Genomic DNA, 25,101 nt, shown 5'->3' with positions numbered 1-25,101 from the left:
TCATCCCTTCCGTGCTGCGATGATGGTCGCGTTCAGCTCGGTCATGTCTTGCAACCGTCCAGCAGCAGGACGCATGAAGATCCGTCCATCATTCATCAAGAACACTTGTTGCTGCGCGGTGTCTGGGGTATTTACCAACGGCCAGAATTCACTGGGAAGGCCCGATGCGATATAGCCTTGTGTGCCAATCGCGCCGCTCGGATTGACACGGATTGAAGCGATGATCAGATTCTCCGTGATCTGCACCCAGCATGAACCTGAACCGCCCAACGTCGTGATTCCAACTTCAAGCAAGGAACCGATCTGGTAGGCCGGCTTCGCATCAGGATAAGGTACCGGCATCAGCGGAAGATCAATAGCCACCTTCACCCCGCCTTTCGCGTGTAGGAGTACTGGAAAGACAGGTCCTCTAGTGAGCCGTCGGATAGCGTTCGCCCCGGCGTATAAAGTCGTAGCGTTCCATCCGTGCGCAGGTGCATTCCGATGCTGAAGTCATGCCACGGCGAGAATGCTTGAAGCATCTTGTTGCCTTCCGGCACGAACATCTCCGGCAGGTTCAGCGCAACGATTGAATTGGTACCGCGGCGCGTGCGCAAATGCAGGTGCGCCGTGTTGCCCTCGATCAGCCCATTGAAATGAAACGAGGAAGTGTTCATTCCCGTGAGCCAGGACGGTTCAACGAAAGCCATCAGATCAACCCATGGCTTGCTATCCGGGTACGGCTGCGCGAGACGCGGAAGCTCGGTCATGCCACTGCCTTTCGCGGGTACCTGCCGGCAATGGAGAGATACTTGCCGCCATACGTTGCAATCATCTGAGCGTTGGTCAGCCCCAAGCTGTAGGCAGACATTACTAACTGCCAACCGCCAGTAGCCGCCCCGCCCTGCAACTCGACCAGGCAAGACGGACCGCCCAAGATCAGAGCTTGAACTGACAGGGGCCGGATCGCACGAAAATGCTGAGGCAGGTCGCCAATAACGTGGCTAGAGCCAATCTGCACACGCCCGAACACCGTCACCGAGTTCTTCTCCGCATACCCTTGGAACGACTGCGCCGCACCAGGAACACCCCATCCATTCACAAGAATGGACGCGAGGTCTTCCCACGCTGGCAAGTCCGGGTAAGGCTGATTCGGAATAAGAGTCATGCTTACTGGCTCCGTTCCGACTTGGCTGCAAGCTTCGGGGCAGTCAAACCGATCCGTCCCACGCTTGATGCTGTCACCCCGAGCGCAACGAAAGTGGGACGCGCCGCCCGGCCAGCCGGGAGAATGAAGTCATGCTCCACCTGGTAAGCCCAATCCGACCAAACAGCCAACGACAGCATCGCATTGGAACCGTCCCGGGTTGCCCCGTTCATGTAATCCACCCGCGGCTGCAGACCCGTAACCCCAGAAACACCGGACAGCAATACTGTCATCTGCCAACCAGAAGGACGAGAAACAGACGCCACACCCGCTGCGAAAGGATAAACGAACGCCAAATCACCAGTGCTTCCCAGCTTGGTCAGATTAATCCACGAAACCCACCCGCGATCGGGATCCCACTCATTCGATATGGCCTCGACGCCGGGATGCCCCGAAGGCCACCAGGATTTCGCCGGCGTACGAATCTTCGCCAACGTCGCCTCAACCTCGGCAAAACGCGCGTCCGGATCCGGGACCGCGACCATGTCCTGCCGCGAACCACCCAGCAACACCACCAGGACCGGAGAATCAACAGCAGTCAACCCGTGCGAGGGCATGGGGCCCAACGCCTCCGAACCCATCAGCTGCGGAACAACCACCCACACCAAACCATCTTCAAGAACCCGAGTAACCGTGCCACGCCAAACCTGGCCAGCGGACTGCGAACCCATCACGCCCTCCAATACTTGAAGCCAGGAAGCTGATACGCCGCAGCATAATCAGACGAATCAGGGTGCCGCACCGTGACCAGATCCCCAGTCAACATCATCGCGACCATCCCCCGGCCAACGGTGAAACCAAGCCCGCCGTCACCGTCCACCACCAGGAGGCCGGCATCGAGCAAATCATTCACCGGAACCTTCACACCGTCCCGGGTAGTCACCGCCAAAAGCAACCGATCAGTGTCCGGAGCATACTCGGCTAACCCGGCAGCAGCCGAAGAAATAATCTCAGCCAGCTCAGCCGTCCCCTCATCCTCCACTGCCCGTTCCAGAAGAACATCAGTACGAGAATCAACAGTCAGCTCGCACGTCGCAGTCACCCGGGCAACCAGCATCCAAATCCACGTCATTTCAGCTGGTTCCTCGCAGTCTGCCCCTTAGGCCGCAAATAACCCTGCAGGCCAACCTTGTTGAACGTCGCGTAGTGGGCACCCAATCCACGAGTACCCGACTGGGACAAGCAATAGACAGTTGAACCGTTATCCCGGATCACGACAGCGACGTGGCCGTAATACCGTCCGCCGATCTTTCCGTATGGTGCACCCCAGCACGCAATATCACCCGCGCGAGCAGTTGAATGCTTACTAATAGGGGTGAAGTACCGGCGCTGCACGCTGCCCCCGTACCACTGGTTTCCGTTGCCGCGAGGCCACACTCCGAAGAGGTCCCTGGCGTATTGCTTCGTCAATCCGACGCACTGCACGCCGTACCCCTCGACGCCCCATTTGCCGCCGTGCTTATTCACAACCCAGCGGCGGAACCAAAGGCTCCCTTCCAGTGATTGGCTGGTTTTCTGCTTGGTCGACGATGAAGATGAAGATGAGGACTTTGATTTCGTCGTCGTGGTTTTCTTCGTAGTGCCCTTCGCTTCTTTACGCTTGGTCGATGCTGTCTTCTTTGCGCCGGCCTTCGCCTGCTTCTCAGGGTTCACCGGACGCTCGCAAACGACCTTGACCGTCTCTGAAACCGTCATCGGGTAGGAGCAAGACACGACGATCCACCGGCCGCCCATTTCGCCCACGTTGCCGCCCAGAGCTATCTCGTCACCCGGGCGCACGGTGTCACCATTGGCCGCGACTAATCCAACTTCTAGACGCTCATCCTTGCGGCCCTCTGATCCGCCATTGTATTTAGGCAGCCCGTTCATGGAGGCCGAGTAGTCGCTCCACGAGTTCCAGGTGAGCTGCCATGTTGAGCGACCGGACTGGCCCATCATCCATGTAGGCCGTGCGAACACGAGCCGTCCGCCGTACTCGAAAAGCCAGACACCGAGTTCCCGTGCGAGGGCGGTCATCACGTCCCACGTCGACTCCCGCCGGGAGCCTTCCGGCTTCTCCCGCATAATCTGGCGTTTCCCCAGCCCCGGTTGAATCCAGTACGACGTCATGCCGACCGCCTTGGCCTGGGAGCGGACCCATGCGGATACGTCCTGGTTGCCCCAGTTCTTTGCACCCGTTTGCTTCCGGAGCTTCGTGACGAACGACGACAGGGCCGTAACTGTCACCTGCGGGCCAGCAGGCCCCGACTTCGTGCCAACATCATCGATAGTCACAGACCAGGTGCCATACCGGATCGTGGTTCCGCGCTTCAGCGAACCTGAACGGAACAGCTGCATGCTGGGCGTGTCATTGAAAACGAACTTCATCTGGGACACCGACGATGTGGATACGTCCAGGCTGGCGCTCACGCACGTTTCAGAGACGTTGGAGAACGCTGCACCGCTGATGGTCAGCTTTTTCAGCTTTGATCCATCCATGGTCGATGACATGCAGGATTCTCCTTACTTCTTCGGTAGCTTGATGGTCTTGCCAACCGATATGCGGTTCGGGTTCGGGATGGCCTTCTTATTCAGCTTCCAAATCTCCGGCCAACGGGATCCCCGGCCCAGCTGCTTCGCGGCGATCTTGAACAGGCTGTCGCCCTTCTTGATCTTGTAGGTCCTCTGAACCTGCTTCTTGGCCTTCTTCTTCGTCGTTTTCCGCGGCTTCGGCTTAGGCTTCTTGGCCGACTTCTTCTTGATCAACGCCGGCGAATCCACCGCTTGCTTGATCTTCCAATGAAGCACCGCGTAGCTGATCTGGTTATGACCCGACAGCTGCTTGATCTCAATGCGGAAGCCCGTGACGTTGAACCACACCGTTGACGCGAACAAGTTCGGACCGTTGATGAAACGCACCTTCTGCCCGGTCCGAATCAGTTTCTGCAGCTTCCAGATCGGGGCGTTGATGTTCCGCTGGAAATTCAGGTTGGCCACGGGGTGCGAAAACGAAACCTCCCTCAACCCGGGCGCCGTCATCCGTGTGAATGGCTGCTTCCCTTCACGAGTCACTTCACCGAACGATGGAACGTGCTCGAAACTGAACTGCTCAGGGGTGGTCCACAACGAGATCTTCTGACCCTTGGACCCGATGACCATCATTTGCTTGGCTGGACGAACCGTCGGGTTGTAGAGGATCCGGATTTTCACTGACATCAGTACGCTTGCTCCATCTGTTCCTGCTGGGCTTCCATCGCAGCAAGGACGGCTTCCTGAATGATGCGTCCCAGCTCTTCCGGATCCGTTCCCGCACCAGCCGAGACCGTCACCTGGACTGCGCCCTCGTTGAGGGTTATGTTCCCTCCGGAGCTGCCTCTGGAAGGGGATGGCGCCAACGAAGGTGGTGCAGAAGCAGGAGCCGTGTTCGGCTTGAACTCGTCGACCCACGCGCCAGGTACCGTGTCAGGGATGCCGCCGCCGGCGAACCGTGCCACCAAGTCAGCCATGGACGCCCGTGCAGGTCCCCCACCGGCAGGCCGGCCGCCAGAATAGAGATGGTTGAGCGCCATGATGTTCGACGGGCCCATGGCACGCACGAGCTCAGGCACCAAGACCGCCTCACCGCGAGACAACACGGCAGGAATGTCATCGACACCCGGCGCGTAACCGGGCATGACACCGCCTCCGGCAAGGTAGACCCCACCGCCAGCGTTCTGTCGTGGCCCACCGAACTGGGAAGTGATCGGCCCGTTATCGATCTGCGTGATGGACTCGGTGATCTGACGCTGGATCGAGACAGTCTGCGTATTATGCGTGTTCACATGGTTGTTGACGTAAGTATTGACGGTTTTTCCATCGATCTTGTCCATCGCACCGCGGGTGTCCTCTGCGGTGCGCTTCGCCGTCTCGGACATCCACGAATCAATCGACACACCATCAGGGATGCCTAGAATCTTCCGCGCAAGATCTTCACCAGCCTTGCCCGTAATACCGAATGCATCAGCCGCGTTGACCAAGTCCGTGTAAGTCCCACTGAGCTTGGCTTGCAGTGCGTCCTGTCCAAGCCCCTCGTTGGCCATGGCTTTCACCTGGTCCATGCCTCCGCGCGCCAAGTCCTGGAAAGCAGAGTTCGCGGCAGCACCAGCGACCGTTGTCAGATCGAAGTCATTCTTGTTCTGATTCAGCGCCCCGGACAGGCTGCCGTTCTTCTCAATCAGCTCGTCCACGGTCTCGTCGATTCCACGCAACGCTTCCTGGTAACTGGCCTGAGCATCACGAGACGACATAGTCGCCAGACCGGTCGCGAACAGCAAGTCAAGGAATTGCTCCATCCCGACGATCACGCCGTCAAGGGTGAGACCCACTTCGGCTAGCTCTTCTTCCATGGCCGCGATCTGCTCAGCAGTTGGCCCGGCGGCTTCACCAAGTGCACCGGTACTATCGGCGGCATCTTGTGTTGCTCGCGCTGCAGTGACAGCAACAGGCTCGACACCGGACATAGCCCAGTTCAAAAGTTCCTGCTCAGTGACTGTCTCCCCCACGCCGTGAGCGACATTGCGCAGCGAGTCGAGGTAAGCGCCCATGTAGGGGGTCAGATCCGAAATGCTCTTGCCGCCGGCTTCGGCTGATTCAACCATCTGCCGGAATACGGAGGACGCACCCTCGAAGTCCCCGTCGCTCACAGCCGTAGCCATGACATCGGAGATACCTTCAAGTTCGCGTTTCAATGCTGGCAACCCGTTTTCAGCACCCAAGTGTGTGGCGCCGAACGAGGCCAGGTGACCGCGAATGTTGCCGAACTTGGGATCCAGCTTGGATAGCGCGTCGCCGACGTTATCAATCTGGCCGGTGAGATTGCTTTTATCGCCAAAGTCCATGTTCTTGAACGAGTCACCGACGTTGGCAACCTTGTCACGTGCTTTCAAATACACATCTACGAAGTCCTCGACACCACGTGCATCCGGTGCATGGGCATTGTTCGCAGATACCGCAGCCTGTAGGAGGATGAACGCAGCCGTAGCCAATCCAACGCCCTTCCCAATCTTTCCCATGACGCCTGGTACTCGGCTACCGCTGGCCTGCAGGTCTCGGAACCCGCCAATGGTGTCCATGATCTTTGGCATGAGCAGGACCAAGCCACCACCCAAGAGCAGTGCACCGCCGGTCACGCCGGTTAGCACACCGATGAAGGAGAGCACTGGGCCCGGGATGGTGCCGACCATATCTACGAAGTCTTCCGCGGTTTGGACTAGGCCACGCAGCGCGTCATTCGCCCCTGAACCCGACTGCAGGAAGACCGTATCGAAGGAACCGCCGAGCTTTTCGAGGTCGCCGGCCAAATTGTTCTGCAAGTCTGCAGCGGTCTTAGCGGCGTACCCTGAGTCGTTGACTTCCTTCGTCCAGTTGCTGATGCCTTCTGCGCCCTGCTCGTAGAGGACGTTGGCTGCACGGATCGCGTCGGAGCCGAACATGATGCCCATGGACGCCATGCGTTGCTCAGCGGTGAGGTCTTTCATGCTGTTTTGGAGGATGCCCGCAAATTCGGACATGCCGATGAACTCGCCATTAGCGTCGTAAGCGCTAATACCGAGGGCTTCCATTTCCTTCTTGGCTTCCTTCGACTGCGGGGTGAGCCGTTGCAGCATGGTCTTGAATGAGGTGCCCGCGTCAGAGCCGAGCAGGCCGTTGGAAGCGAAAGCCGCCAGAGTACCTGTGGTCTCCTCGATGTTCAGACCGGTGGCCGAGGCAACCAGTCCGGCTTGCCCCAGAGCCATGCCGAGGTCTTCTACTGAGCCCATGGCCTTACCAGCGCCGGCGGCCAACAAGTCAGCTAGGTGCGGGATCTGGTCCCCAGACAGCTTGAACTGCGTCATTGCGGTGGAAGCGATCTCCGCGGCCTTACTCACCTCTAGCTCGCCAGCAGCGGCCAGCGACATGGCACCGTTCAGGCCACCGTTGAGAATGTCCTGCGTGGACACGCCAGCCTTACCGAGCTCGTTGATCGCCCCGGCAGCTTCCTCAGCGGAGTACGCGGTGTCCGCGCCTGCGCTGATAGCTGCTTCACGCAGCAACGCCATGTTAGCGTCGGATTCCTGGGTGAATGCCTTCACCTGAGACATGGCCTTGTCGAAGTCGGCGTAGGTGTTCAGCATCTTGCCGAAACCTAAGCTCATGGCACCGCCAACAGCCGTCACAGCGGGTGCGATGTTGTCTAGGCCCTCGTTGCGTTGCTTAGAGTTAACCGTGGGCCCCTTGGCGAGTTCCTCGTTCTGAGTGAGCAGGCCAGCTTGCGCCTCTTCAAGATCGCCGGTCGCCGTGGCCACCGCGTGCAGGGCTTTCTCTTGCCGGTACCGTGCCGCTTCCAAGTTTTTCTCAGCAGTCAGTACCGTTGCAGAACCACCATCGGCGCGGGCGCGGGCTTCTTCCAGTCGCTTCTCAGCAATCGTGGCCCGTGCCGAAGCTTGCTCGAAGTTATGCAGGGCATCCGAGCGCTTGCCAGTGGCGCGCTCAACAGCTTTCTCCATATCCGATTGAGCGCCAGTGGCCCGGGCCGTGGCTTTTTCAATGACAGCGGCAGCGGACTCGGCCGACTCCCCTTGACGCTTATTTGCGTCTTCGATTCGCTTGGAAGTCTGCTCGAAGATCTTGTCGACCTTCGCCAAAGGGGCAGAGATTTCGTCTTTCAGTTCTGCGGTGAGTGTGACTTTGCTACTGACAGACAATGCTCTGCCCCCTTTCGGCGATTACTATTTCTGTGCCGCTTCCGCATCGTCAGAGATGACGTACGCGGCGGCTTCCCTTGCGGCGTTTACCCGCCAGTCGCGCTCTAACAGGAGTACGGCCGGATCAATGCGCAGATTCTTGGCTATCCGCACGTAGTGCTTGAACTGGGCGCTCTCCCGCAGGTACTCGACTAGCGGTCGGTAGGGTCCAGCGGAGTCAGGTCCTCCGCCCAACCGGCCTCACGCAGGACGGCGCCGCCCATCGTTGAGGTGCCGGCGTCACCGAGGAACGCGCGAATGGAGGCCTGGACGTCGTCAGGGTGCCCGGTCGCTTCAAGCAATTCGTCGCTGTTCAGCAGCAGTGGTTCGCCGTCCTGGTCGAAGACTTGCTTGCGGTCCTTGCCGGTGCCCTTGTAGATCGCGGTGTTCTTTTCAGCGAGCAGTCGGGCGGACATCTTCGCGTTGGAGAACTCGCCGCCCTTTGCACCTGCACGGCGTGCGGAACGATTGCCACGTGCGAACTTGTCGTAGGCCTTCACTTCGGCTTCGGTGACGAGCGCGTTGAATTCCAGCGACCAGTCGCCAGGGCGGTTTGTCACTGGGTAGGACACGATGTTGTCGGTAACTTCGGATGCGGCATCGAGGAACTTGCCGAGAAGGTCATCGGAGTGGTCGAAGGTTTCTTCCTGATCCTGGTAAGCCACCTCCTCAGCCGCGGCGCCGTTCTCCTCGTCAACTTCGAAACCGTACTCTTCGTCAACCTGGTTGCTGGTCATGCTTTCCCCTATGAGAGTTGTGTGTGCATAAAAATGGACACCCCCACCATGTGATTGGTGGGGGTGTCCGTGTGGGATGACTGGTCTAAGCGACCACCATCCCAGGTCCACCGTTTACGCCGGACCGGAAGTTGCGAAAGTCAGGGTGACTTCTGCACGGTCGCCGGTCGCGTTGGAATCCACGTCCGGGAACGTGACACCGGTAAGCAGGCACATCTTGTAGATGATCGGCTTGCCCTTTTTCATCAGGTTCGTGTCAGTCGGCTGAATGGTGATCAGGTGGTACGACTTGTTGATGTTCTTCGACAGCTTCTTGTAATCCTCGAAGAACGCAGGATTGAAGCCACGAGTGAGAACCAGGTCCTCGAAGGTCGGCGGGGTACCGATGATCTCTTCGCGCAGCGACCCACCGTTGCGGTACTTCACCGGGGTGCCGGAGCCGTTACCACCGGTCTTGGTGTTCCAGTTCCCCTTGATGCCGCTGATAGTGACAATGAACTGGTTCTTTGTTGATGTAGTCACAGGTCAAATCTCCTTATCTCGTTAGAAGGCGCCCTGCAGCGGGACCTTGATGATTTCGACGCGGATCCAGTCCGCCGTCGGCGACAGGCGGATCATGACGGTCACGTTCAGGATGTTCGCGGCCAGGGACGACAGAGGGTTGTTCGACTGGTTCACGGTTACCTGGTAGCCCGGGTCGATTTCGTCGCCGTCGCGCACCAGGGCGAACAGGCCTCCAGCATCGGCGATGTTCGCGACGTGTCCTTCCACTTCGCCCTCAACGCGGCCCATCAGATGGCCAAGGCCGTCGATTGGTTCGCCGACGTAAGGTTCTAGGAGATTCTTCAGCTCGCGGCCGAGGTTGTTCAGCACGTCACGGTCCGAAATGGCGGACATCTCCGGGTTAGTCGCGAGCGATGCCCAACCGTACAAGCGGACCTTCGTGCCGGTAGTCACGATGCCGTTGACCTTCGCATCGTTCAGCCGGTTATTCAACGCAGTATTCACCGGTACGTTGGTGCCGATCGCCCACTGCAACTGGGCAATGTCACCGAACGGCTTACGCCAGTAGCCGACCTGGTCATGTGCTCGCGCACGAACCGCAGCCACGTATCCCTCAGGGCTGATGGTGCGGCTACCCGAGCCGTCAGGGATCACCAAGTGCGGGTAGAACAACCCTGCGCTGTCACCGGCGCCGCTCACATAGTTGTCCGCTTCAAGGATCAGGTCGTCGGCGGTAGTCTCGATAGCCGGCGCCAGGATAGCCACGCGCTTGTTCGCGGACGCATAGCCGATCAGCTGCGCACCGATTACACTCGCGGGATAACCCGGTGCAGCTACCGATCCGCCTTCGCCCAGATCGCCGGCTAGCGCCAAGGCGCTGATCACGTGCTCGACGGTGACCGATGCGCGGTCATCCGATCCGCCAGCAAGCGGTGTCACAGCGATTACGGCCGGCATGTTGACTGGCGCTTCGGAAACGGAGCCCAGGTCGGTGATGTTGACCAGCGGGGACTTTGCCGATGCCGAAACTAGTTCTGCAGGCGTGGTGCCGGTTAGGATTTCCATCACTTCACCGTCCAGGCGGATCGTGATGTTCACGCCTGCGCCAGCAGTAGTAACTTCAGCAGTCAAGGCACCGTTGTAGGAACCTGGGCTAACAGCACTGATCTGCAACGTGTCCGCCGCTGCGCCATCGACAAGCTTCAGGACGTCCTTCATAGCGGCAGGGCCAACCACACGGGACACGATCAGCTCGGAGCCGCCCTCTTCGAAGAACAGGCGTGCGGTGTCGTAGCCGGTCGCGCTGTACGAGGTGCGTGCACCGTACAAGGCTTCGTAGTCCGCGATGGAGCGGACCAGTAGTGCTCGATCCGTGGGGCCGGTCGTGGTGATCGCTGCCATCTGGAATCGTCCGGAAATCGGGCCGTCATTGACAGGGCCTGAGCGGATGGTCGTGGAAATTTCGACACCGATCTTACTCATCGGTTGCCTCCTTCATCTTGGCTGGCTTGCTTGGCTTGGGTAGGATCGGGTCGCGCGGCTTCCCTACCGTTGGGATGATGATCCGCCCGGAATCAACTAATCCCTTCGTGACGGGGTCGGACAGGTTTCCCTGCGCGGATGCGTTGCCGTCTAGCTGGTGGCCTTCGCTGGTGAAAATCACCGGCCAAGGCTGAGGATTATGGACTCGAATCGTGTCACTCATGGGTTCAGGGTGCTTCCTCTCCGATTACCTGTGTGGGAGGGTCGCCTTCTTCGCTTCCCCGGTCCAGCAGCCCCACCCAGAGGTTCAGCTTGCCTGGCAAAGTATTCGGGTCCAGGGTGATTGGTAGTTTCTCGATGACGAGTACTTCAAATTCGGCGTAGCTGCCAGCAATGTATTTGGACCCGCCGTCGTTGCCGGTGATATCGCTGAATGACTCACGGAAAGTTGCCGGGTCAATAACCGCTGATTCGCCGTTCTTCCCATACAGGCCACGGTGCATCAGCAATGCGCCTCGCAAAGCCGTTGCAGTTCGTTTCTGGGCCAAGGACGTGGCCGTGTAATTCGCGCCGGTCACGTACAGCCACACTCTGAATTGGTACCGAATTTCGTATTCGTCAAAGAACCCATCGGAGGAAATCTGCCGGGTAGAACTGCGCGGGCCGGTCTCAAGTTCCTCGATCATCGCTGCAGGGAAAGCGTTCAAAGCGACCGCATCAACCACCGAAGGATAAATGTTGTCGACTGCCGGGATGCGCAGCTCACCGGCCGGAATTCCCCCTTCGCGGATCATGTACTCCATGAATGGGCGCAAACGAGTGGCAACCGCCTGATGTAGCAGTGTGGTGATGGCTTCGTGGCCGAGCATTAAGTGTTCCCCTCAATTAGGTATCGCTGGAGGACTTTCGCCCACTCGCGCTGTTCATCAACAGGAATATCCCCGATGAGACGGCGGGCAGGCATGTGCCGTGTCCCGTTCTGATGGAATGCCGCATAAGCGACCTGCGTACCGACCGTCATGGACTTCCGGTTGAACTCCCGGATACCCAACTTCCCGGCGAGCGAATCTTTCAGCTCACCGGTGCGAACGAGGATTGGGCGGCCCGGGTAGTGGGTTGCTTTCCATGCCCCGTATTTTGGAGACAGGGGTGACCAGCCGCCGGACATGGTGGAACCTTGCGAAGAGAAGTTCTTCTTCTGCAGTTCCACGAACCGGTCAGCCAGCCCGTCCCAGACGGGTGTGGGGTCTTCGATGCGCTGCGAGAATCGTTCGAGCACCATGCCGAACGCTTTGAACCCGTCGCCGGCGAAGATCAGCCCTGTCCCCATTGGTTACCACTCCAAATCGTCGGTTATCGATGCTTCGCGGAATGTGCCTCGGATGGATCCGCCGCGCCCGGCTCCGCCGGTGTTCGGGTCGGTTTCATCTTTGAGGAGCTTGTCGATCATCAAAGCGAGCGCTTCCAAATCACGATTGAATCGGTCCCAAAGCTCCGCGGAGTACGATGCTTGATCGTTTATCCCGGCTTTCGTGGGAAACACGGCGCTGATCAGTGTTGCGGCCGCGCCGACCGTGACGATGCCGTTGCATGTCGCCAGGACACTGGACAGCGAGTCCTCATTCTTCAAATAGTGACGGCGCAATAAGCGGCCGTCGACAATGCCGATCACGTCAGCGATGTAGTGCGTGACCATCGCCTCTGTGACTGTGGCATCCTCCGCACGGTTGGCCCACGTATCCACACCCGCAGGTGGCACAGGAACCTGCTCTGGTGTTTCAGTATTGAGACGGACGTGCGGGGCCAGCCCCAGCACACGGCTGACACTGACCCCTTCACCGATGGTTGCCATTAGGCTGGCTTCACCATGCCACGGCTGAGCAGCCATGACGCTTGCTTTTCGTCCAAGGTGACGATGCTTCCGGCTGAGTGCATCCGGCCGTCGGCACCGCCCAGGGCTGTGGCCAGCACGATGTATTCAGCTCCGCTCGTCTCAGCGCCGTCAACGGTTTCGCTTGCAGGTGCTGGTTCTTCCGCCTGTGGTTCGGATGCAGGATCGGTTTCAGCCTCCGGCACGACCTTTGGGTCGCTGTCCGAAGGTCCCTTACCCTCATCTTCTCCGGTGCGCTCGGGAACCACTGGAAGATCTGCTTTCTTACCTTCCGCGTCAACGACCGCTTTGGCAGCCAAATCCGGATTGACGAACTGAAGCAAATCCGCGCTCACACCATCGGCAGGTTTTGCCTCGGTCGAATCAGCCTCAGCCTTCGTGTCCGCAGGCTTCGTAGTACTACGTTTCGTGGTGGCCACAATTCCTCCTAGGAGAAGACGAGCTTGGTGATCGCCTTCGGGTTGGTGATGACCGGTACGTTCTCGTACCAAGCCTGGACACGCTGAACGTTGCGCTCTTCCACGGCGTAGGACTTGACCTGTAGGCCGCCCATTTCGTCGCGTAGCGAGCCGATGATCTTCGACTGGAAGATGAACATTTCACCGCGCTTGACCTTGCTGTTCTTGATCCAGTGCAGGTTCGCAATGCCGTCCATGTCACCGGAGAGGACCGGGTTCAGTTCCTTGCTTTCGCGTGGGAACTGTTCACGGATTTCCTTGTCACGCAGGAAGTGCTCCAACGCGTCCAGGGGGTTGATCAGAACGGAGTCAGCGGCGTAGCCGTACTCTTCGAAGGTGTCGTTGACGAGGCTGACACCGGAGTACACGTCACCGATCTTGTCCGCACCAGCAGCCCAAGGGGAGGTAGGCGTGAACACGTTGATGTCCGGGTCAGTAACGATTGCATTCAACGCAACCGCAGTGTTCTTCCGGCGGCATGACGCTTCGAGGAACTGCTGCTTTTCCTTCCAAGTGGAAGTTTCGTTGCGGCGAATCGCGGCATCGGTCATTTCGATGGCCGCACCGCGCTGCTTGACCTTCTCCATCAGGTCGGCGCCTTCACCGAAGTCGAGGATCGGGAACGACGCACCGTAGGCAACTTCTGCCACGTCGCGACCGTCCAACGGCTCATGACGGCCGGTGACACGGTTGTAAATCACTGCGCCGCCGACTGCGTCTCCACTGCCTAGTGCGTAGTCGGCAAGGGTCTTACCGTCGATGTTCGGCGTGAAGGCGTTCTTCAAGCGAGTGACGTTGGTGATGAGGCCCTTAAGGTAATTAGGGCTGACCGGCTGATCTGGGTACATGGTGGGTTTGTCCCTCCTTCCTAGTAGAGAAAAATGCCAGCGTCGGCGCCGGGGGCGGCGGCGACGGCTACGATGCCGACTGGGCGGTCATCGACGAGAGCTTTGTCAGCTTTGCCTTCGGCACCGACCTTGACGAGGTCGCCTACGACCAGGTCAACGGCGGCGACCACTGGGATGTGGTCGTGGGTGATCAGGTGGATGACTTCTCCAACGGCGCCATCGTGTGCGGCAACACCGGCAGGAGTTTCACCTGCCCCGGCTGGGGCGATGCTCAGCTGCGACATGGTGCCGCCGGCGGCGTACTTGACGAAACGCTTGCCGAGTACCGGGCCACCGGTCACGGTGCCGGTGACATGGTCGGGATTAGTGAAGAGTGGGCGTGCGACTGGCATTACTTGGTCCCTCCGTTCAGGAATTCAGCGTCGACTTTCATCTGCGCTTCGAGTACTGCGTTCTCGGTGCCGGCCGCATAATCTGCGGTGGCGGAACCGTATTCGGTGGTGTGGATTACTGGCTGCAAAGTGGTCAGCAACGCGGTGGTCTGTTCCTCGTTGGACGCCAGCAGGGTGCGGTAGTTGGCTTCGTCCTTGGGGTGGATGCGACCTTCACGTTTCGCGGTGGCGATAATCGCGTCGTGGCGACGGCTGGTTTCAACCTTTGCGCCTGCCTGGATTGTCCGTTCTGCGGCGGTCAGGCGTGCCTGCATATCTGCGAACTGCGCGGCGCTCATCTGCACGGTTTCTGGTGCGGATGCTGCCGGGGTTGCCTTGGCTGCTGCGATCGGTTCTGCACCTGCCGGGGCTTCCTCTGCCGCCGCAGTTTCACCGTTGTCGGAGGTGTCGCCTGCTTCGACCTCAGCTTCGTCGGCTGGGGTTAGGGCTGCCAGGACGGCATCGTCGGTGACTTCTGCGGAAATCAGGCCCTGCTCGCGCAGCTTCTTGATCTGCTCTGGGGTCATGATGTCCTCCTTGCTTGGGGTGTCGGTAATGCGTTTGCCTGCCACCACGACGGCCGCTGGCTTCTGTACGCTCACAGATTGCTTTTTAGTGCGGGTGAAGTGTGGGAGGGTGCTGCTTTGTGCAACGGGCTCAAAACTGGTGCGCCGGACTACTTGCTCAGGCTGTCCGGAGAGCGTCACGGTGCCGTCGGTGTTGATAGTGAACGTCTCACGCAGGTATGCGGAACCCTCAGTGGTTTCGTTCTCGTAGATCACCATCGAGTCATCTAGGTCAGCGACCCACACGTACTCGTTGGCTCCTACCCGGCTGTCCAGCGCGGTGCGTAGTTGGTTGCGCAACGATTCGAATGTGTGGCCACCGGCTAGGGCGTAGTGTCCTGTTGCGTCCACTACGTGCCGGATGACTTTGTGTTTCCCGGAGAACGCTTGATGGATTGCTCCGAGTCCGGACACTGCCGGCGGCGACTCCCCCAGGAGGGCAACCGCGGTCAGCACGAACGGGAATTCCGCGATCACATCACCTTCTGCCTCCTGCAGGACCACAGCCGGAGTGATCTCCACCGAACGGAACGGATACGCGGATGCCATGACGGTGGCGAGCTCTTCGGGAACGTTGATGAAGTCACCTAGCAGGGTGCCGCCCTCGTCATCGGTGATGCGCAAGTTGTTGACCTGCCCGTAGGCTGGTTCACCATCGCCTGCGAAATAGTCGGGGTTGTCGAATCGGTTGTCAGCATGTCCGAGTTTGATCACTCCCGGATCCAGGCGCGCGTCTTGCGATGCGGCGTAGATCGCTTCCAGGAGTTCGAGCGTGACTGTCCCATCACCTTGGATGGGATGCCACTGACCGACACGGAACAAGGGCACGTCTGTGACCGTTGTGTACGTTTTGGTGGTCTCTGTCTTAGCCATGGGATGAGCATGGGAAAACCCGGGCTCCCTGTGTGGGATGCGCGGGCTGGGTGGTTATTCGGTGGATACGTCGTAGATAAAGAGCAGGCTTCCGCGGCACCGGCCGCCGCCTTGGCAGGCACCGTAGTAACCGAACTGGTACTCGTTGGTGGCTTCTTCGAGCGACTCGTATTTCTTCCCATCGACTGCAGCGCAACGACGACATGTGGCGCCGTCTAGGAGTTCCGAGGCATAGCACTCTGACGCTTCCAGATCGGTGCCGGTTTCGTTCCGGGCTATGCCGGTGGCCGCGTGAACGGACTGGCGTGCTTGATCGACCGCACCCGCCGGTTTGATCTTCTCCACCAGTTCCTCGACCAGTGCTTCTCTGGTCAGTCGCCCACCGAGGGCGATGGCAGGTTGCGCGAGGTGTTCCTGAGTTTTCTGGGTGATCCACGTCCAAGACCGGTTGACAGGTGGGGCGGCGAGCAGGTCGGCGCGCGGTCCCAGCTCTAACACTGGTAGCCCTTTGCCACCGCCTTGTCGGACGTACTCTTGGTACGCGGTACCAGCGGACATAGCAAACACGGCCTGCAGCGCGTCGCGCAGTTCGGTCGCGGCGTCGTCAAGGAGCTTGCGGATCTGCTCTGGGGTTTCTGCGATCATGGCCGAGAGTTCTTCGAGTGCTTCGCCTGCGGTGACGGTAGACCGTGTACCGAAGATGAGTGCCAAGAGTTTGGTGAGCAGGTTGGTGTGCGTGGTTTCGACAATTCGGGTCACTTCACCGACTGCTTGATCGAGGTTGACTTCCATCTCGCCGAAGTGAGCCTGCGCCCGGTATTCATGCTCGAACAATGCGCGCGTGGCTACGCGGGGTGAGAGGCCGGCGGCTTGTTCCTCCGCAATGAGCTGGTCAGTGAGCTGCTCAATAGCAAGGGTGGCCAACAGCTCGGTGCAGTTCTCACACACTCTCATCACCTGCCGCGGCGCGACGGGCGCGGACGGTAGCGACCCGATTCACCAACGCGTCAATGTTCTCTTCATGTTTCAGGCTCATGCCTAGATCCGAGAGCGGACTCTTGCTGGTCTCACGGCGGGTGGCCGGGTCTGAGACGGGTAGGCCGTTGTTGGCGCGAATGTAGTCTTCGAGCTTCTCATCGACACTGATAACCCCAGCATTGACAAAGGAGGCAAGGTCCTCAGCGGTGACTCCCTCGTTCGCGGCCAGATTGCCGGGAGTCAACACCGGGTATGGGGTCCCTTCGCCGAAGTTCAGCTCGACCAGGTCACGGATAATATGCTCCGTTGCTGTTTCTGCGAGCTTGTTGGCCAAATGCTGGATGGACCGGATGAACAGCTGCAGGTGCGTCTCACCGAGGGAGCGTGCGCCAGCATCATGCCCGAGGTCCAGGAACATGGCCAGAGCGGACTTGGCGATTTGCTGGTCGTGGTAATTGATTTTGGGCAGCAGGTCGACGACGCTGCCTTTCATACCGAGAATCTCCACGGAGTACTGCCCGCTCTTGTATGAGAGGCCTGCGGTTTCTCCTGCGCGCATGGTGCGGGCGATGCGGTCGGCTTCGTCTGCGTTGCCCTCTGAGTTGTCATCGTAGGTGACTACAGGGATGCCCATGCTGTTACGCTCACCCGCTTGCGCGTCCAGTTTCACGAGTGTTTCTTTGATGAACCAAGGCCGGTACGCTGCACGGAGAATCGACCGGCCAGACCAGTCGGCGCCTTCCTTGCGGTGCGTGTACATGACCAGGTTCTCAGCCGGGATTTTGACGTCTTTCTCATTGCCATCACCTTGCTGCACTACAGCTTTCAAGCCACCATCTTTTTCAACCTGAATCTCGGCGATGGTGCGGGGCAAGCGCGGCGCGAGTTTCCGCAGGTGGATGATCTCCGCAAGGCCAATGTCTGTTTGGTCGGGTCGTGCTGGGGCGATTTCGTAGACCTGCTCGAAGCACATGAATCCGGCCCACACCATGGTGAGGACTTGTTCGAGGTGTTCGAGCCAGGAGATTCCTTGGCGGCGTTGCCGTCCGGCCATGGCTTTGCCGGGTTCTGGTAGTCCTAGTTCGGTGCGTACCAGTGCCACGACGCTACCGTCGACGCCTTCGACGTTCAGGTCCCATTGGGCGGAGAGGATCGGCAGGCTGATTGCGTTGAGGACGGACTCTACTTGCGCGTCAGTGCGGACCCGGTCATACACGGCGATGCTATTGGGGAAAGCTAGCTCCCCGTTGCGTTCTAGCGGCTCAACCGTAGTGACGCTCGCGTTTCCACGCTTGACCGTGATTATTCCGCCCGGGTTGCCGGCCTCTTTTACATTCGCCACCGGAGCTGTCTCGTTGTTCGCCATACCCCACAGGGTGCGGGAAAGCCCGGCCCCCATGTGGGAACCGGGCTTACTCTAGGTATTTTTGAGCTGTGTAATGATCTCACTGAAGTCGATTGTTAGAGGTGAAATTCGGGAGGCTACGTCATAACGACGGTAGAGAGTCTCGACAGCTTTGCATATCACCCACGTGATATCAGCTGCCATCGTTCCAAAATCGCCAGCTGGGAACTGTTCACCATCCAACGAAACACTGCGAGCTAACTCCAGATGCCAAAGGTTGGCGTGCGACACGGAACTATAGATCCACCAGACCTGCAGTAAACGGTGTCGAAGTCCTTCAAGATCTTCTTGTGGACATTCTGGCAATCCACATTGACAATTGCCCTTGTCAACGAATCCATCTAGCGCGTCTCTGATGATCTTAGAATCATCTACTCCGCCCCGAGGTCTGGGCAACGGATCTAGCTTCTCGCCGCGAAGTCTGCGGTCTTTGTCTATTGCAAAGTCTTTGGCGTTCCTATCGGATTCGTAAACAAGCTGAATTCTTCGATCCCTCTTTGAGGGTTCATCGGGACCAAGTAAGTAAAGCGCCTTAGAGGATCCGATAAGGGCTGTGCGCAGTAACGCCTCGCAAGGGATGAACCCATCCGGACCATTCCAGTTTCGTAACGCAAGACTCGCAGCACCAACAGCGGTTTTAAGCCCCCTGGTGACGAAGAACGAATAAATGTTCGCGCCGTTTTCATTGCGCAGATCACCGGATGCCGTATGCTCTTCGAGCCCTTCCCATTCGGGGAAAGACTGAAATTTATGGAAGTGCTCGGCAGCCCAATCGATTCGTTTCATTGCGACTATTAGCCACATGAGCGATTGCTCCACCTGAGTTAGGCCCTCATCGTTGTCAGACAAACCGCTCCTTATGGTTCTTTTACGTAATTAGCCTGCTCTGGGTGTCCTCACTTTGGCCAGAATTTATTGTGCAGCCCAGCCTTTTCATATTCTATCCGCGTTCCATTTTCGGTGTTGTTGGCGGTCGTATCCGCCGGCGTGGCCGAGGTGGATGCCGTTGCAGTGTTGGCACCGGTAGGGTCTGGATCCTGCCTCTTTGTAGAACTCTCTGTTTTGTTTGGCTGCGCGCCGGCTGATGAAGATGACTTTGCCGGTGGTCATGCAGCGGCCGGCGTAGGAGAACTTGTCTTCCCGGGCCGCGCGCTGCGTGGGGTGCCGGCGCCTACCCACCTTGGCCTCCATGGTCCTGCTGTGTGACAGGTTGGTGGAGGTTCAGCCCAGGTGGGGTGGGTGTGCCATCGATGGTGATCTGCGTATTCGGCTTGACTGGGACGTCGACGCGTCCTGTTTCGACCAAGACGGCCAGAGCGATGTCGGTCTGACCGAGGGTCGCATTGACCGCTGTCAGGTTCATTCGATCTACTGCGTAGTCGGCGAGGGCGTCGATTCCGACGAGCACGCCGGTGATGGCTGATTCTTTCCCATGGATCGTTATTGGTTTCCCGAAGTCGTTCGCTGACAGGTATTTTGCTTGACGCTCGATTGTCATGGTGTGTCCTTAGATTTTGTTCCAGCCCATTTCGGCTGCGCGTATGTCCCATGGCGCTGGTAGGCCGGTGAGGTGGGAGTAGATGGCCATGAGGCTGGCTGCGCTGGCTTGGGCGTGTTCGATAATGTCTTGCGGCAGGTCGTGGTTGGTCTGGATCTCCTGGTTCAGGTAGACCGCTTGCCGCATCAGGTCGTTGACCCGGCGTTCCAGCTTCTTGCCCTGGTCTATCTGCTTGGCCGGGTGGCCCTGGCTCTTGCTCACTGGGGCCCTTCGAATAGTGCTTTCACGTCCGGGTCCTCGTCGCAGGCCAGCCGGTGGTCATCAGCCTGGCCGCACCGCTTGGAGCCGCACCTCGCGCAGACATACATCTGCAAACCAGGTAGCCAGGATTCCTCGCCACGGGCCACCTCTTTCACCTTGGCCAGCTCGTAGGAGCAGCGTCGGCAGCTGCAATCCTCGCCGGGGGTGTAGAGCACGATGTGCTGGCCGTGCTGGGTCATGTGCAGGTCGGCTCCAAACAAAGTCGTCAGCGCCTCCTGCTGCTTCGCCATCTCACTGATCGGCCATGGCAATGCTCTCGCCCACACGGGCCGCCTAACAGATGCCACGGTCACTCTCCTGTCCCCATTGGCTGGTCATGCACTTCGCAAAACAATGGCCGTCCTGTTCCCGGAGCCGGGCAACAAACACATTTCGGCACTTCAGCCTCCCTGTTGGGGACCTTCAGCCGTGTTGGCTCGATTCCCCAGATATTGGCTTCACGTGGTGGTTTCCTATGCTTCGGTGCGTCCCACATAATCACCAGCCGTCCGATGGTCAGGTGGCGGCACCACCAGTCTGCCTTCCGCAGCACCTGGCTAATTTCCTGGGCATGAACCCACGGCAACAACTGAAATCTCACGCCTGGTTCTCCCTAATCTTCCGGGCCTGGGCGCGCAGCCACTCAGCCGGGTCCTCTAATGCATCGTCGGCTTGCTCCTGCACCTGGGCCACATTCACCAGGCCGTCCCACGCAATCAAGGGTGCGTCCTGCAGGCAGCTAAAAGCGTCGGCTGCGTCCTCCAACGCGCGCGCCCTCGTTTCGCTCGGCGGCTGTAGCTTAGGTATTAGTACCGGCTCCATTTCTTCGCGCAATACATGACCGTCAGCGTGAGGATCGTCAGCCAGGTGAACACAACCAGCGCGATACCCCAACCCCATGAAGCGTCAATAACTCCTTGGCTAGGCATCGTTCACCTCCGGGCGGCCCGTCCAATGCTTGAACTGTCGAGGGTTCTGCATCATGTGGTTGTAAAATCGGGCAAGATCGTCGCAGGCATCCCGGCATTCTTCACAGGTTGAGTAGTCGCCCGATTCGTGAATTCCATTGCAAGTCCACCCGGCGACATTGATCTGCTCACCAGTCACTGCCGGTGTGACTAACTCCAAATTTGGTTCTGGTTTTGACTTCGCTTTGAGTTCCGGCTGGGCGACGGCAAGGTACGTTTCAATGGCAAGCCTCCCCACAATCGCTGGCTCAACGCTTGCCACGTTCAGCCGACCTATCGTTTCGATCGCTTCAGCAAGCGCGTCCGGGTTTAGCGGGGGCTGGTTAGGCATAGGCTTGGTTCCTTTCCTTGTGTGCGTAGGCTGATTGTTGGGCTGATCCGTCGGCTACTGGCCAGCGGTCGATCCATCCGCAGGTGCAGGACGCTTTCACACCGTTGTCGAAGTTCTCGACCTTGGTGACATGCTCACTCACTTTTCTGCCCTCATACCGAGTCCCTCGGCAAGCTGTCGTGCAGCTTCTGTGTAGTCCACGCCGGGAATCGCACTGTCATCGGGGAGGTTGAACAGCGTTGCCAAGGTAGCCAAGCGATGCTCGTATGCGAGGGCAAGGGTGGCTTCGATCTGCGCCCGGTGGTTCGCCGCGTTTTTGTATGCTTCCCGCACTGCCTCAGCGTGCGGGTTGCCGGGTAGGTTGCTCATTTGGCGACGTCCAAGGCTTCCCACATGCGGCCTACGACGCTCGCGTTCATGCCTTCGGCGTCCAGCTGGTCACGCAGGATTTCCAGGCGGCGCACCTTCGCTGCGTTGGCTTCGGCAATGTCCTGCGCCACGGTTGACGGCACACCGTTCAGGGCGTCCGTGATACGCATGGCAAGGCTGACGGTCCCGTGTTCCACGCCTTCGGAATACCCGGCTAGGCCCTCCTGGGTGGTGTGGCCACTGGCTTCCCGGTCAATCATGATCGAGTTCATGAGGGACTTGTGCAGATCGTGGATGCTGAAGTCACGAACTGCCTCCCGAATTCCATCGTTCACGGTGGCCGGGAGCCAGCCCTGCTCGATCAGGACGGGAACGATCATATTCAGCACGGCCAGGACGTTGGCGCGGTTCTGATTCTTTTCATCAGCTGGTGCAACTTCCCAGGACGGCAGGGGCGCATTCGCGCGCTTGCGAATGTCCTCCCAGGAAACAATGGCCAGCTGCTCCACCAGGGCTTCGGTGACGTGCGTTGCCTTGCGGAAGTGATCTAGATTCATGATGCGTCCTTTAGTTTCAGTCCGTAGATTTCGTTGGTGGCTTCACGCAGGCGCCGTTGCCCGGCAGCTCGTCGCTCGGCTTCGCTAGCGGCAAACTCAGGGTTAGCTAGGGCCAAGCCCTCCGCATACGCTGCTTCTCGGATAGCGCTCGCATCACGCTCGGCTTCCATGAGGGCGGCTTGCCGTATCTGGTGCGCTTGCTCCCGGGCGTTGCTGATGATGCGTGCTGCCTCTTGCACCGCTTGGTTGTAGACGGTGTGTGATTTGACGGCTACTGCACGGCGCACACGGCCCGGCTCACGATGCCTATAGCCACTCACTGCCCGCCTCCCCTGTCGTGCGCTTTGCATTCTTGGATTACGCCGACTTTGACGCCACCGAACGGCGAGTGTCCGGCAACGTGCTTGCCGCCGATTGAACTAGCACCTCGACAATCGAGAATCGGTGAGCCTGGAATCATGAAGCTTTCCGGGTAGCCATCCGGGTACGTGAACTTGTAGCCGAACCCTGATCGCTTTCCTTCTAGCACCGGTAAGTCACGCCATCCTGGCCAGCAGTGATCCAGGTGTTCTTCCCACGCCAAGTTTTCGTGGGCGTGAATACCGGTCCAGTGATCGCAGTTGTGGCAGTACACCCGGTAAACCAACGAGCCGACGCATGAGCATTCCGACCGTCCGTAATGCTGGCAGCGCAGATCAGCGTCAAAGCTCTGAGCCCAATGCGGGGACCCGTGTCCGCTAGTGGCGCAAGGCCCCCATCCTTGGTAAGGCTTCCAGTTCCCCTTGGTCACTGAGAATTTCCGGTGGTGTGCTTCCTTCTTCTCGAACATGGCTTCAAGGCACCCGGGAACCATGAAGGTTCCAGCGCTCATGTGCGCCTGTGGTGCTCGTGCTTCTGCTGCTTCCAGAAGCTCGAAGATGTCGAGTTGCCCTTCAAAGATCATGCTGCTAACAGGCTTTCTACAGCGATGGTGCCCAAGTCGCGGGCTGCCGGCGGGGTGACGCTGTTGCCGGACTGCTTGACCTGCTCGCGCTTGTTCCCGGTCATCTGGTAGGTCTTGGGGAACGCCATGCCTGCCATGATTTCGTGTGGCTCCAGCATGCGGAACTCGCACTGGTTGATGTCCTCCACGGTCCACTCAGCTACTCCGTTGTGTATCCCGCCTGCCGTCAGTGTCCGGAGAGGATCTGAGACTGGGCGAGAGCTACCTTCAACCTGCTGCGGGTTGGTGCCGCGCATGGTGGTGATCATGGCGAACCTGTCCACGGTGGGGATCGTCGGGATCGCCTTCGATACCGGGTGGGTCACCCCGTTGCCGTAGTACTCCATCAGCATGTGATGCCCAGGCGTGGTCAACAATCCGGTTTCGTTGCGGGTGGTAGGCGTGCGCATCACTTCATCGGATGCTTGTGCCCACTTTCCATTGCGCCCTTCGACTGGAACCAGCAGGCCACGGGTATAGCTTGTGGTCTGGGTCGCGAATGGTTCATCGGTGCGGGTAATGATGTGCGAACCGCGTACCGCGTCGATGGCTAGACCGACTGGATCGACCATGCAGTGCCCGGCACCTTCAGTTGTGAGAGTTTGCAAGGTGTCGTTGGTCGAGTAGTTGCGGGCACGCCCGGACCGCATGAGAGACAAAAACGGCTCAGTCTGCCCGTACTTTTCCAGCCCTGCACGGATGCGCGCCATGGTCTTATCTGCCAGCGGTCGTGCACGGTCACCGATCTTCTGCCCACGAATCGACCAGTCGATGGCGTGCGCTGCCGGCAGCCAGCCAGGCTCGATGATCTGGTTCCGGCAGGAGGTGTTCGGGCAGCGGTAGTTGTACTGGGCCCGGTAACGGCCCCACCGCTCGTTGGGTTTCTTGAAGATCTGCATGGCCCGCACTGTTTCATCGCAGGTTGGGCAGTACGCCATGGGACGTAGCCTGTCGAAGTCCGGTCGAGGGTTGCCCTTCAGCCAGAACATCACGTACATGCGATCACGCGACTGCGGAGCTGGCAGGCCGCCAAGCTGGGCATGCATCGAGTTCATGTACACGATGTGGTGGTTATAGCCGAGGGAGCTCATAGCCATCAGCCAAGCGTCGAACATGACCCACTTGGCCGCGTCCACAACGTTCTCGGTGATGATCAGCTTGTACTTGTGCTGTTCAGCGAACCGGGGCACGTCCCACATGGTTGCCCGGGATTTCTCCGCTGCTTCGTCAGCGATGGAATCGCCGAACAAATCCGGCTGGTTGGTGATCCGCTTCCTACCCTTGGCCACCGAGTGGTTGGTGCACTCCGGTGAAGCCCAGAGGATATCCGACGATGCGACGTAGCGCGGGTCAGTCACCTGGATATCCGCGAGCACGTGGTCAGTCGACGGGTGATTCAGGCTGTGGGTCTCTACGGCGCGTTCCCAGTGGTTCATCGCCGTTTTCACGGTCACACCGGGAATCTCTAGCAGCCCGGTGGATGATCCGCCGGCACCGCAGAACATGTCAGTAATAGTCAGGTCGTAGCTCATGGCGCGCCCCTATGCTGCTTGGAGCTGGCGGGCGGCGGCCTGGGCTTGGCGCTCGGTGGGTTCGCACCAGCCAAGGCGTACTGCTTCTGGCCGGCAGGCGCTACAGTAGTTGGCGCGTTCGCCTGTGATGGTGGAACGGGGCTGGTGGCCGATGCCGCAGCGGTGGCAGACATTGGCTGCGTTGCTGGTGGGGGTGCATTTGGTTGCACGGATGCTGATCATGTGGGAGTTTCCTTGGTAGGTGGTAGCGGTGGTGAGCCGCTCGATTATTTGTGGAGCGTCCTGGATTCGAACCAGGTGCGCGGTGGGTTGTGACTAAGGCTTATGGGTTCCAGTAGCTTGTGGACCCGTTGCGCCTGCCTACACGCCCCGTTTGTGCCCGGGTTGGTGACCCGGGGTTCAATCGTACAAGTTGTTTGTTCAGTTTGGTAAGAACCGAACGTGTAGTCTGATGTTATCAACTAC

At 59.1% G+C, this 25,101-nt stretch carries 34 protein-coding genes; all 34 read right to left on the bottom strand.

The window, feature by feature from the left end; all coding sequences use genetic code 11:
• The 34 genes from ACNPN0_RS13505 to ACNPN0_RS13340 all read right to left on the bottom strand — a co-directional run bounded on the left by ACNPN0_RS13505 (window position 1) and on the right by ACNPN0_RS13340 (window position 24,858).
• Entirely contained in the window at window positions 1-363 is a 363-nt protein-coding gene (locus ACNPN0_RS13505; RefSeq protein WP_448938692.1) for a hypothetical protein, read from the bottom strand.
• A 2-nt stretch (window positions 364-365) separates the two neighbouring features.
• Complete coding sequence (locus ACNPN0_RS13500) at window positions 366-749, bottom strand: hypothetical protein (RefSeq protein WP_448938691.1); 384 nt, start codon at window positions 747-749, stop codon at window positions 366-368.
• Window positions 746-1,147: a hypothetical protein gene (locus ACNPN0_RS13495; protein WP_448938690.1), complete on the bottom strand. Its 402-nt coding sequence runs from the start codon at window positions 1,145-1,147 to the stop codon at window positions 746-748. The genes ACNPN0_RS13500 and ACNPN0_RS13495 overlap by 4 nt, the downstream gene beginning before the upstream one ends.
• A 2-nt stretch (window positions 1,148-1,149) precedes the next feature.
• A complete protein-coding gene (locus tag ACNPN0_RS13490) occupies window positions 1,150-1,743 on the bottom strand; it encodes a hypothetical protein (protein ID WP_448938934.1) in 594 nt (197 codons plus the stop codon).
• A 113-nt stretch (window positions 1,744-1,856) separates the two neighbouring features.
• Window positions 1,857-2,258: a hypothetical protein gene (locus ACNPN0_RS13485; protein ID WP_448938688.1), complete on the bottom strand. Its 402-nt coding sequence runs from the start codon at window positions 2,256-2,258 to the stop codon at window positions 1,857-1,859.
• Window positions 2,255-3,676, bottom strand: a complete 1,422-nt coding sequence (locus ACNPN0_RS13480) for a CHAP domain-containing protein (RefSeq protein ID WP_448938933.1) — start codon at window positions 3,674-3,676, stop codon at window positions 2,255-2,257. Before ACNPN0_RS13480 ends, ACNPN0_RS13485 begins: the two co-directional genes overlap by 4 nt.
• 12 nt (window positions 3,677-3,688) lie before the next feature.
• A complete protein-coding gene (locus tag ACNPN0_RS13475) occupies window positions 3,689-4,381 on the bottom strand; it encodes a LysM peptidoglycan-binding domain-containing protein (protein ID WP_426734358.1) in 693 nt (230 codons plus the stop codon).
• Entirely contained in the window at window positions 4,381-7,887 is a 3,507-nt protein-coding gene (locus ACNPN0_RS13470) for a phage tail tape measure protein (RefSeq protein ID WP_448938686.1), read from the bottom strand. The genes ACNPN0_RS13475 and ACNPN0_RS13470 overlap by 1 nt, the downstream gene beginning before the upstream one ends.
• 191 nt (window positions 7,888-8,078) lie before the next feature.
• Entirely contained in the window at window positions 8,079-8,663 is a 585-nt protein-coding gene (locus ACNPN0_RS13465) for a hypothetical protein (RefSeq protein ID WP_448938685.1), read from the bottom strand.
• Between the two features lie 114 nt (window positions 8,664-8,777).
• On the bottom strand, window positions 8,778-9,185 hold the full coding sequence (locus tag ACNPN0_RS13460) for a hypothetical protein (protein WP_426734362.1): 408 nt from the start codon (window positions 9,183-9,185) through the stop codon (window positions 8,778-8,780).
• A gap of 21 nt (window positions 9,186-9,206) precedes the next feature.
• Window positions 9,207-10,649 (bottom strand): hypothetical protein, encoded by a 1,443-nt coding sequence (locus ACNPN0_RS13455; RefSeq protein WP_448938684.1) that lies wholly within the window; start codon window positions 10,647-10,649, stop codon window positions 9,207-9,209.
• Window positions 10,642-10,872 (bottom strand): hypothetical protein, encoded by a 231-nt coding sequence (locus ACNPN0_RS13450; protein WP_426734365.1) that lies wholly within the window; start codon window positions 10,870-10,872, stop codon window positions 10,642-10,644. Before ACNPN0_RS13450 ends, ACNPN0_RS13455 begins: the two co-directional genes overlap by 8 nt.
• Before the next feature lie 4 nt (window positions 10,873-10,876).
• Entirely contained in the window at window positions 10,877-11,518 is a 642-nt protein-coding gene (locus tag ACNPN0_RS13445; RefSeq protein WP_426734367.1) for a hypothetical protein, read from the bottom strand.
• Window positions 11,518-11,979 carry a phage virion morphogenesis protein gene (locus ACNPN0_RS13440; protein WP_426734368.1) on the bottom strand — a complete coding sequence of 154 codons (462 nt, stop codon included), beginning with the start codon at window positions 11,977-11,979 and terminating at the stop codon, window positions 11,518-11,520. The genes ACNPN0_RS13445 and ACNPN0_RS13440 overlap by 1 nt, the downstream gene beginning before the upstream one ends.
• Before the next feature lie 3 nt (window positions 11,980-11,982).
• A complete protein-coding gene (locus ACNPN0_RS13435) occupies window positions 11,983-12,501 on the bottom strand; it encodes a hypothetical protein (protein WP_426734370.1) in 519 nt (172 codons plus the stop codon).
• Window positions 12,501-12,959: a hypothetical protein gene (locus ACNPN0_RS13430; protein ID WP_448938683.1), complete on the bottom strand. Its 459-nt coding sequence runs from the start codon at window positions 12,957-12,959 to the stop codon at window positions 12,501-12,503. Before ACNPN0_RS13430 ends, ACNPN0_RS13435 begins: the two co-directional genes overlap by 1 nt.
• An 8-nt stretch (window positions 12,960-12,967) precedes the next feature.
• Window positions 12,968-13,846: a hypothetical protein gene (locus ACNPN0_RS13425; RefSeq protein WP_426734374.1), complete on the bottom strand. Its 879-nt coding sequence runs from the start codon at window positions 13,844-13,846 to the stop codon at window positions 12,968-12,970.
• 20 nt (window positions 13,847-13,866) lie between these two features.
• Window positions 13,867-14,238, bottom strand: a complete 372-nt coding sequence (locus ACNPN0_RS13420) for a hypothetical protein (protein WP_448938932.1) — start codon at window positions 14,236-14,238, stop codon at window positions 13,867-13,869.
• On the bottom strand, window positions 14,238-15,716 hold the full coding sequence (locus tag ACNPN0_RS13415) for a phage protease (protein ID WP_448938682.1): 1,479 nt from the start codon (window positions 15,714-15,716) through the stop codon (window positions 14,238-14,240). The genes ACNPN0_RS13420 and ACNPN0_RS13415 overlap by 1 nt, the downstream gene beginning before the upstream one ends.
• A gap of 54 nt (window positions 15,717-15,770) precedes the next feature.
• Window positions 15,771-16,664, bottom strand: coding sequence for a hypothetical protein (locus ACNPN0_RS13410; RefSeq protein WP_448938681.1), 894 nt, complete (start codon window positions 16,662-16,664; stop codon window positions 15,771-15,773).
• Entirely contained in the window at window positions 16,657-18,060 is a 1,404-nt protein-coding gene (locus ACNPN0_RS13405) for a phage portal protein family protein (RefSeq protein ID WP_448938680.1), read from the bottom strand. The genes ACNPN0_RS13410 and ACNPN0_RS13405 overlap by 8 nt, the downstream gene beginning before the upstream one ends.
• A gap of 51 nt (window positions 18,061-18,111) precedes the next feature.
• Complete coding sequence (locus ACNPN0_RS13400) at window positions 18,112-18,948, bottom strand: hypothetical protein (protein WP_448938679.1); 837 nt, start codon at window positions 18,946-18,948, stop codon at window positions 18,112-18,114.
• A gap of 322 nt (window positions 18,949-19,270) precedes the next feature.
• A complete protein-coding gene (locus ACNPN0_RS13395; RefSeq protein WP_448938678.1) occupies window positions 19,271-19,597 on the bottom strand; it encodes a hypothetical protein in 327 nt (108 codons plus the stop codon).
• A 9-nt stretch (window positions 19,598-19,606) separates the two neighbouring features.
• A complete protein-coding gene (locus ACNPN0_RS13390) occupies window positions 19,607-19,858 on the bottom strand; it encodes a hypothetical protein (protein ID WP_448938677.1) in 252 nt (83 codons plus the stop codon).
• Window positions 19,855-20,148 (bottom strand): hypothetical protein, encoded by a 294-nt coding sequence (locus tag ACNPN0_RS13385; RefSeq protein WP_448938676.1) that lies wholly within the window; start codon window positions 20,146-20,148, stop codon window positions 19,855-19,857. The genes ACNPN0_RS13390 and ACNPN0_RS13385 overlap by 4 nt, the downstream gene beginning before the upstream one ends.
• A 346-nt stretch (window positions 20,149-20,494) precedes the next feature.
• Window positions 20,495-20,662: a hypothetical protein gene (locus ACNPN0_RS13380; RefSeq protein WP_448938675.1), complete on the bottom strand. Its 168-nt coding sequence runs from the start codon at window positions 20,660-20,662 to the stop codon at window positions 20,495-20,497.
• Window positions 20,663-20,818: 156 nt separating this feature from the next.
• Window positions 20,819-21,196, bottom strand: coding sequence for a hypothetical protein (locus ACNPN0_RS13375; RefSeq protein ID WP_448938674.1), 378 nt, complete (start codon window positions 21,194-21,196; stop codon window positions 20,819-20,821).
• On the bottom strand, window positions 21,189-21,338 hold the full coding sequence (locus ACNPN0_RS13370; protein WP_448938673.1) for a hypothetical protein: 150 nt from the start codon (window positions 21,336-21,338) through the stop codon (window positions 21,189-21,191). Before ACNPN0_RS13370 ends, ACNPN0_RS13375 begins: the two co-directional genes overlap by 8 nt.
• Complete coding sequence (locus ACNPN0_RS13365; protein WP_448938672.1) at window positions 21,335-21,565, bottom strand: hypothetical protein; 231 nt, start codon at window positions 21,563-21,565, stop codon at window positions 21,335-21,337. Before ACNPN0_RS13365 ends, ACNPN0_RS13370 begins: the two co-directional genes overlap by 4 nt.
• Entirely contained in the window at window positions 21,562-22,122 is a 561-nt protein-coding gene (locus ACNPN0_RS13360; RefSeq protein ID WP_448938671.1) for a hypothetical protein, read from the bottom strand. Before ACNPN0_RS13360 ends, ACNPN0_RS13365 begins: the two co-directional genes overlap by 4 nt.
• The gene (locus tag ACNPN0_RS13355) at window positions 22,119-22,442 is read right to left on the bottom strand and encodes a hypothetical protein (RefSeq protein WP_448938670.1); all 324 of its coding nucleotides are present in this window, start codon (window positions 22,440-22,442) and stop codon (window positions 22,119-22,121) included. The genes ACNPN0_RS13360 and ACNPN0_RS13355 overlap by 4 nt, the downstream gene beginning before the upstream one ends.
• Complete coding sequence (locus ACNPN0_RS13350; RefSeq protein WP_448938669.1) at window positions 22,439-23,065, bottom strand: DUF6349 family protein; 627 nt, start codon at window positions 23,063-23,065, stop codon at window positions 22,439-22,441. Before ACNPN0_RS13350 ends, ACNPN0_RS13355 begins: the two co-directional genes overlap by 4 nt.
• A complete protein-coding gene (locus ACNPN0_RS13345; protein ID WP_448938668.1) occupies window positions 23,062-24,636 on the bottom strand; it encodes a DNA cytosine methyltransferase in 1,575 nt (524 codons plus the stop codon). Before ACNPN0_RS13345 ends, ACNPN0_RS13350 begins: the two co-directional genes overlap by 4 nt.
• Window positions 24,637-24,645: 9 nt before the next feature.
• A complete protein-coding gene (locus ACNPN0_RS13340) occupies window positions 24,646-24,858 on the bottom strand; it encodes a hypothetical protein (RefSeq protein WP_448938667.1) in 213 nt (70 codons plus the stop codon).
• Window positions 24,859-25,101: the final 243 nt, after the last annotated feature.

The sequence above is a fragment of the Glutamicibacter sp. AGC84 genome (genome assembly GCF_053543575.1).
Note: the sequence above shows the minus strand (reverse complement) of the source record. Positions and strands in the feature narration are given on the sequence as shown.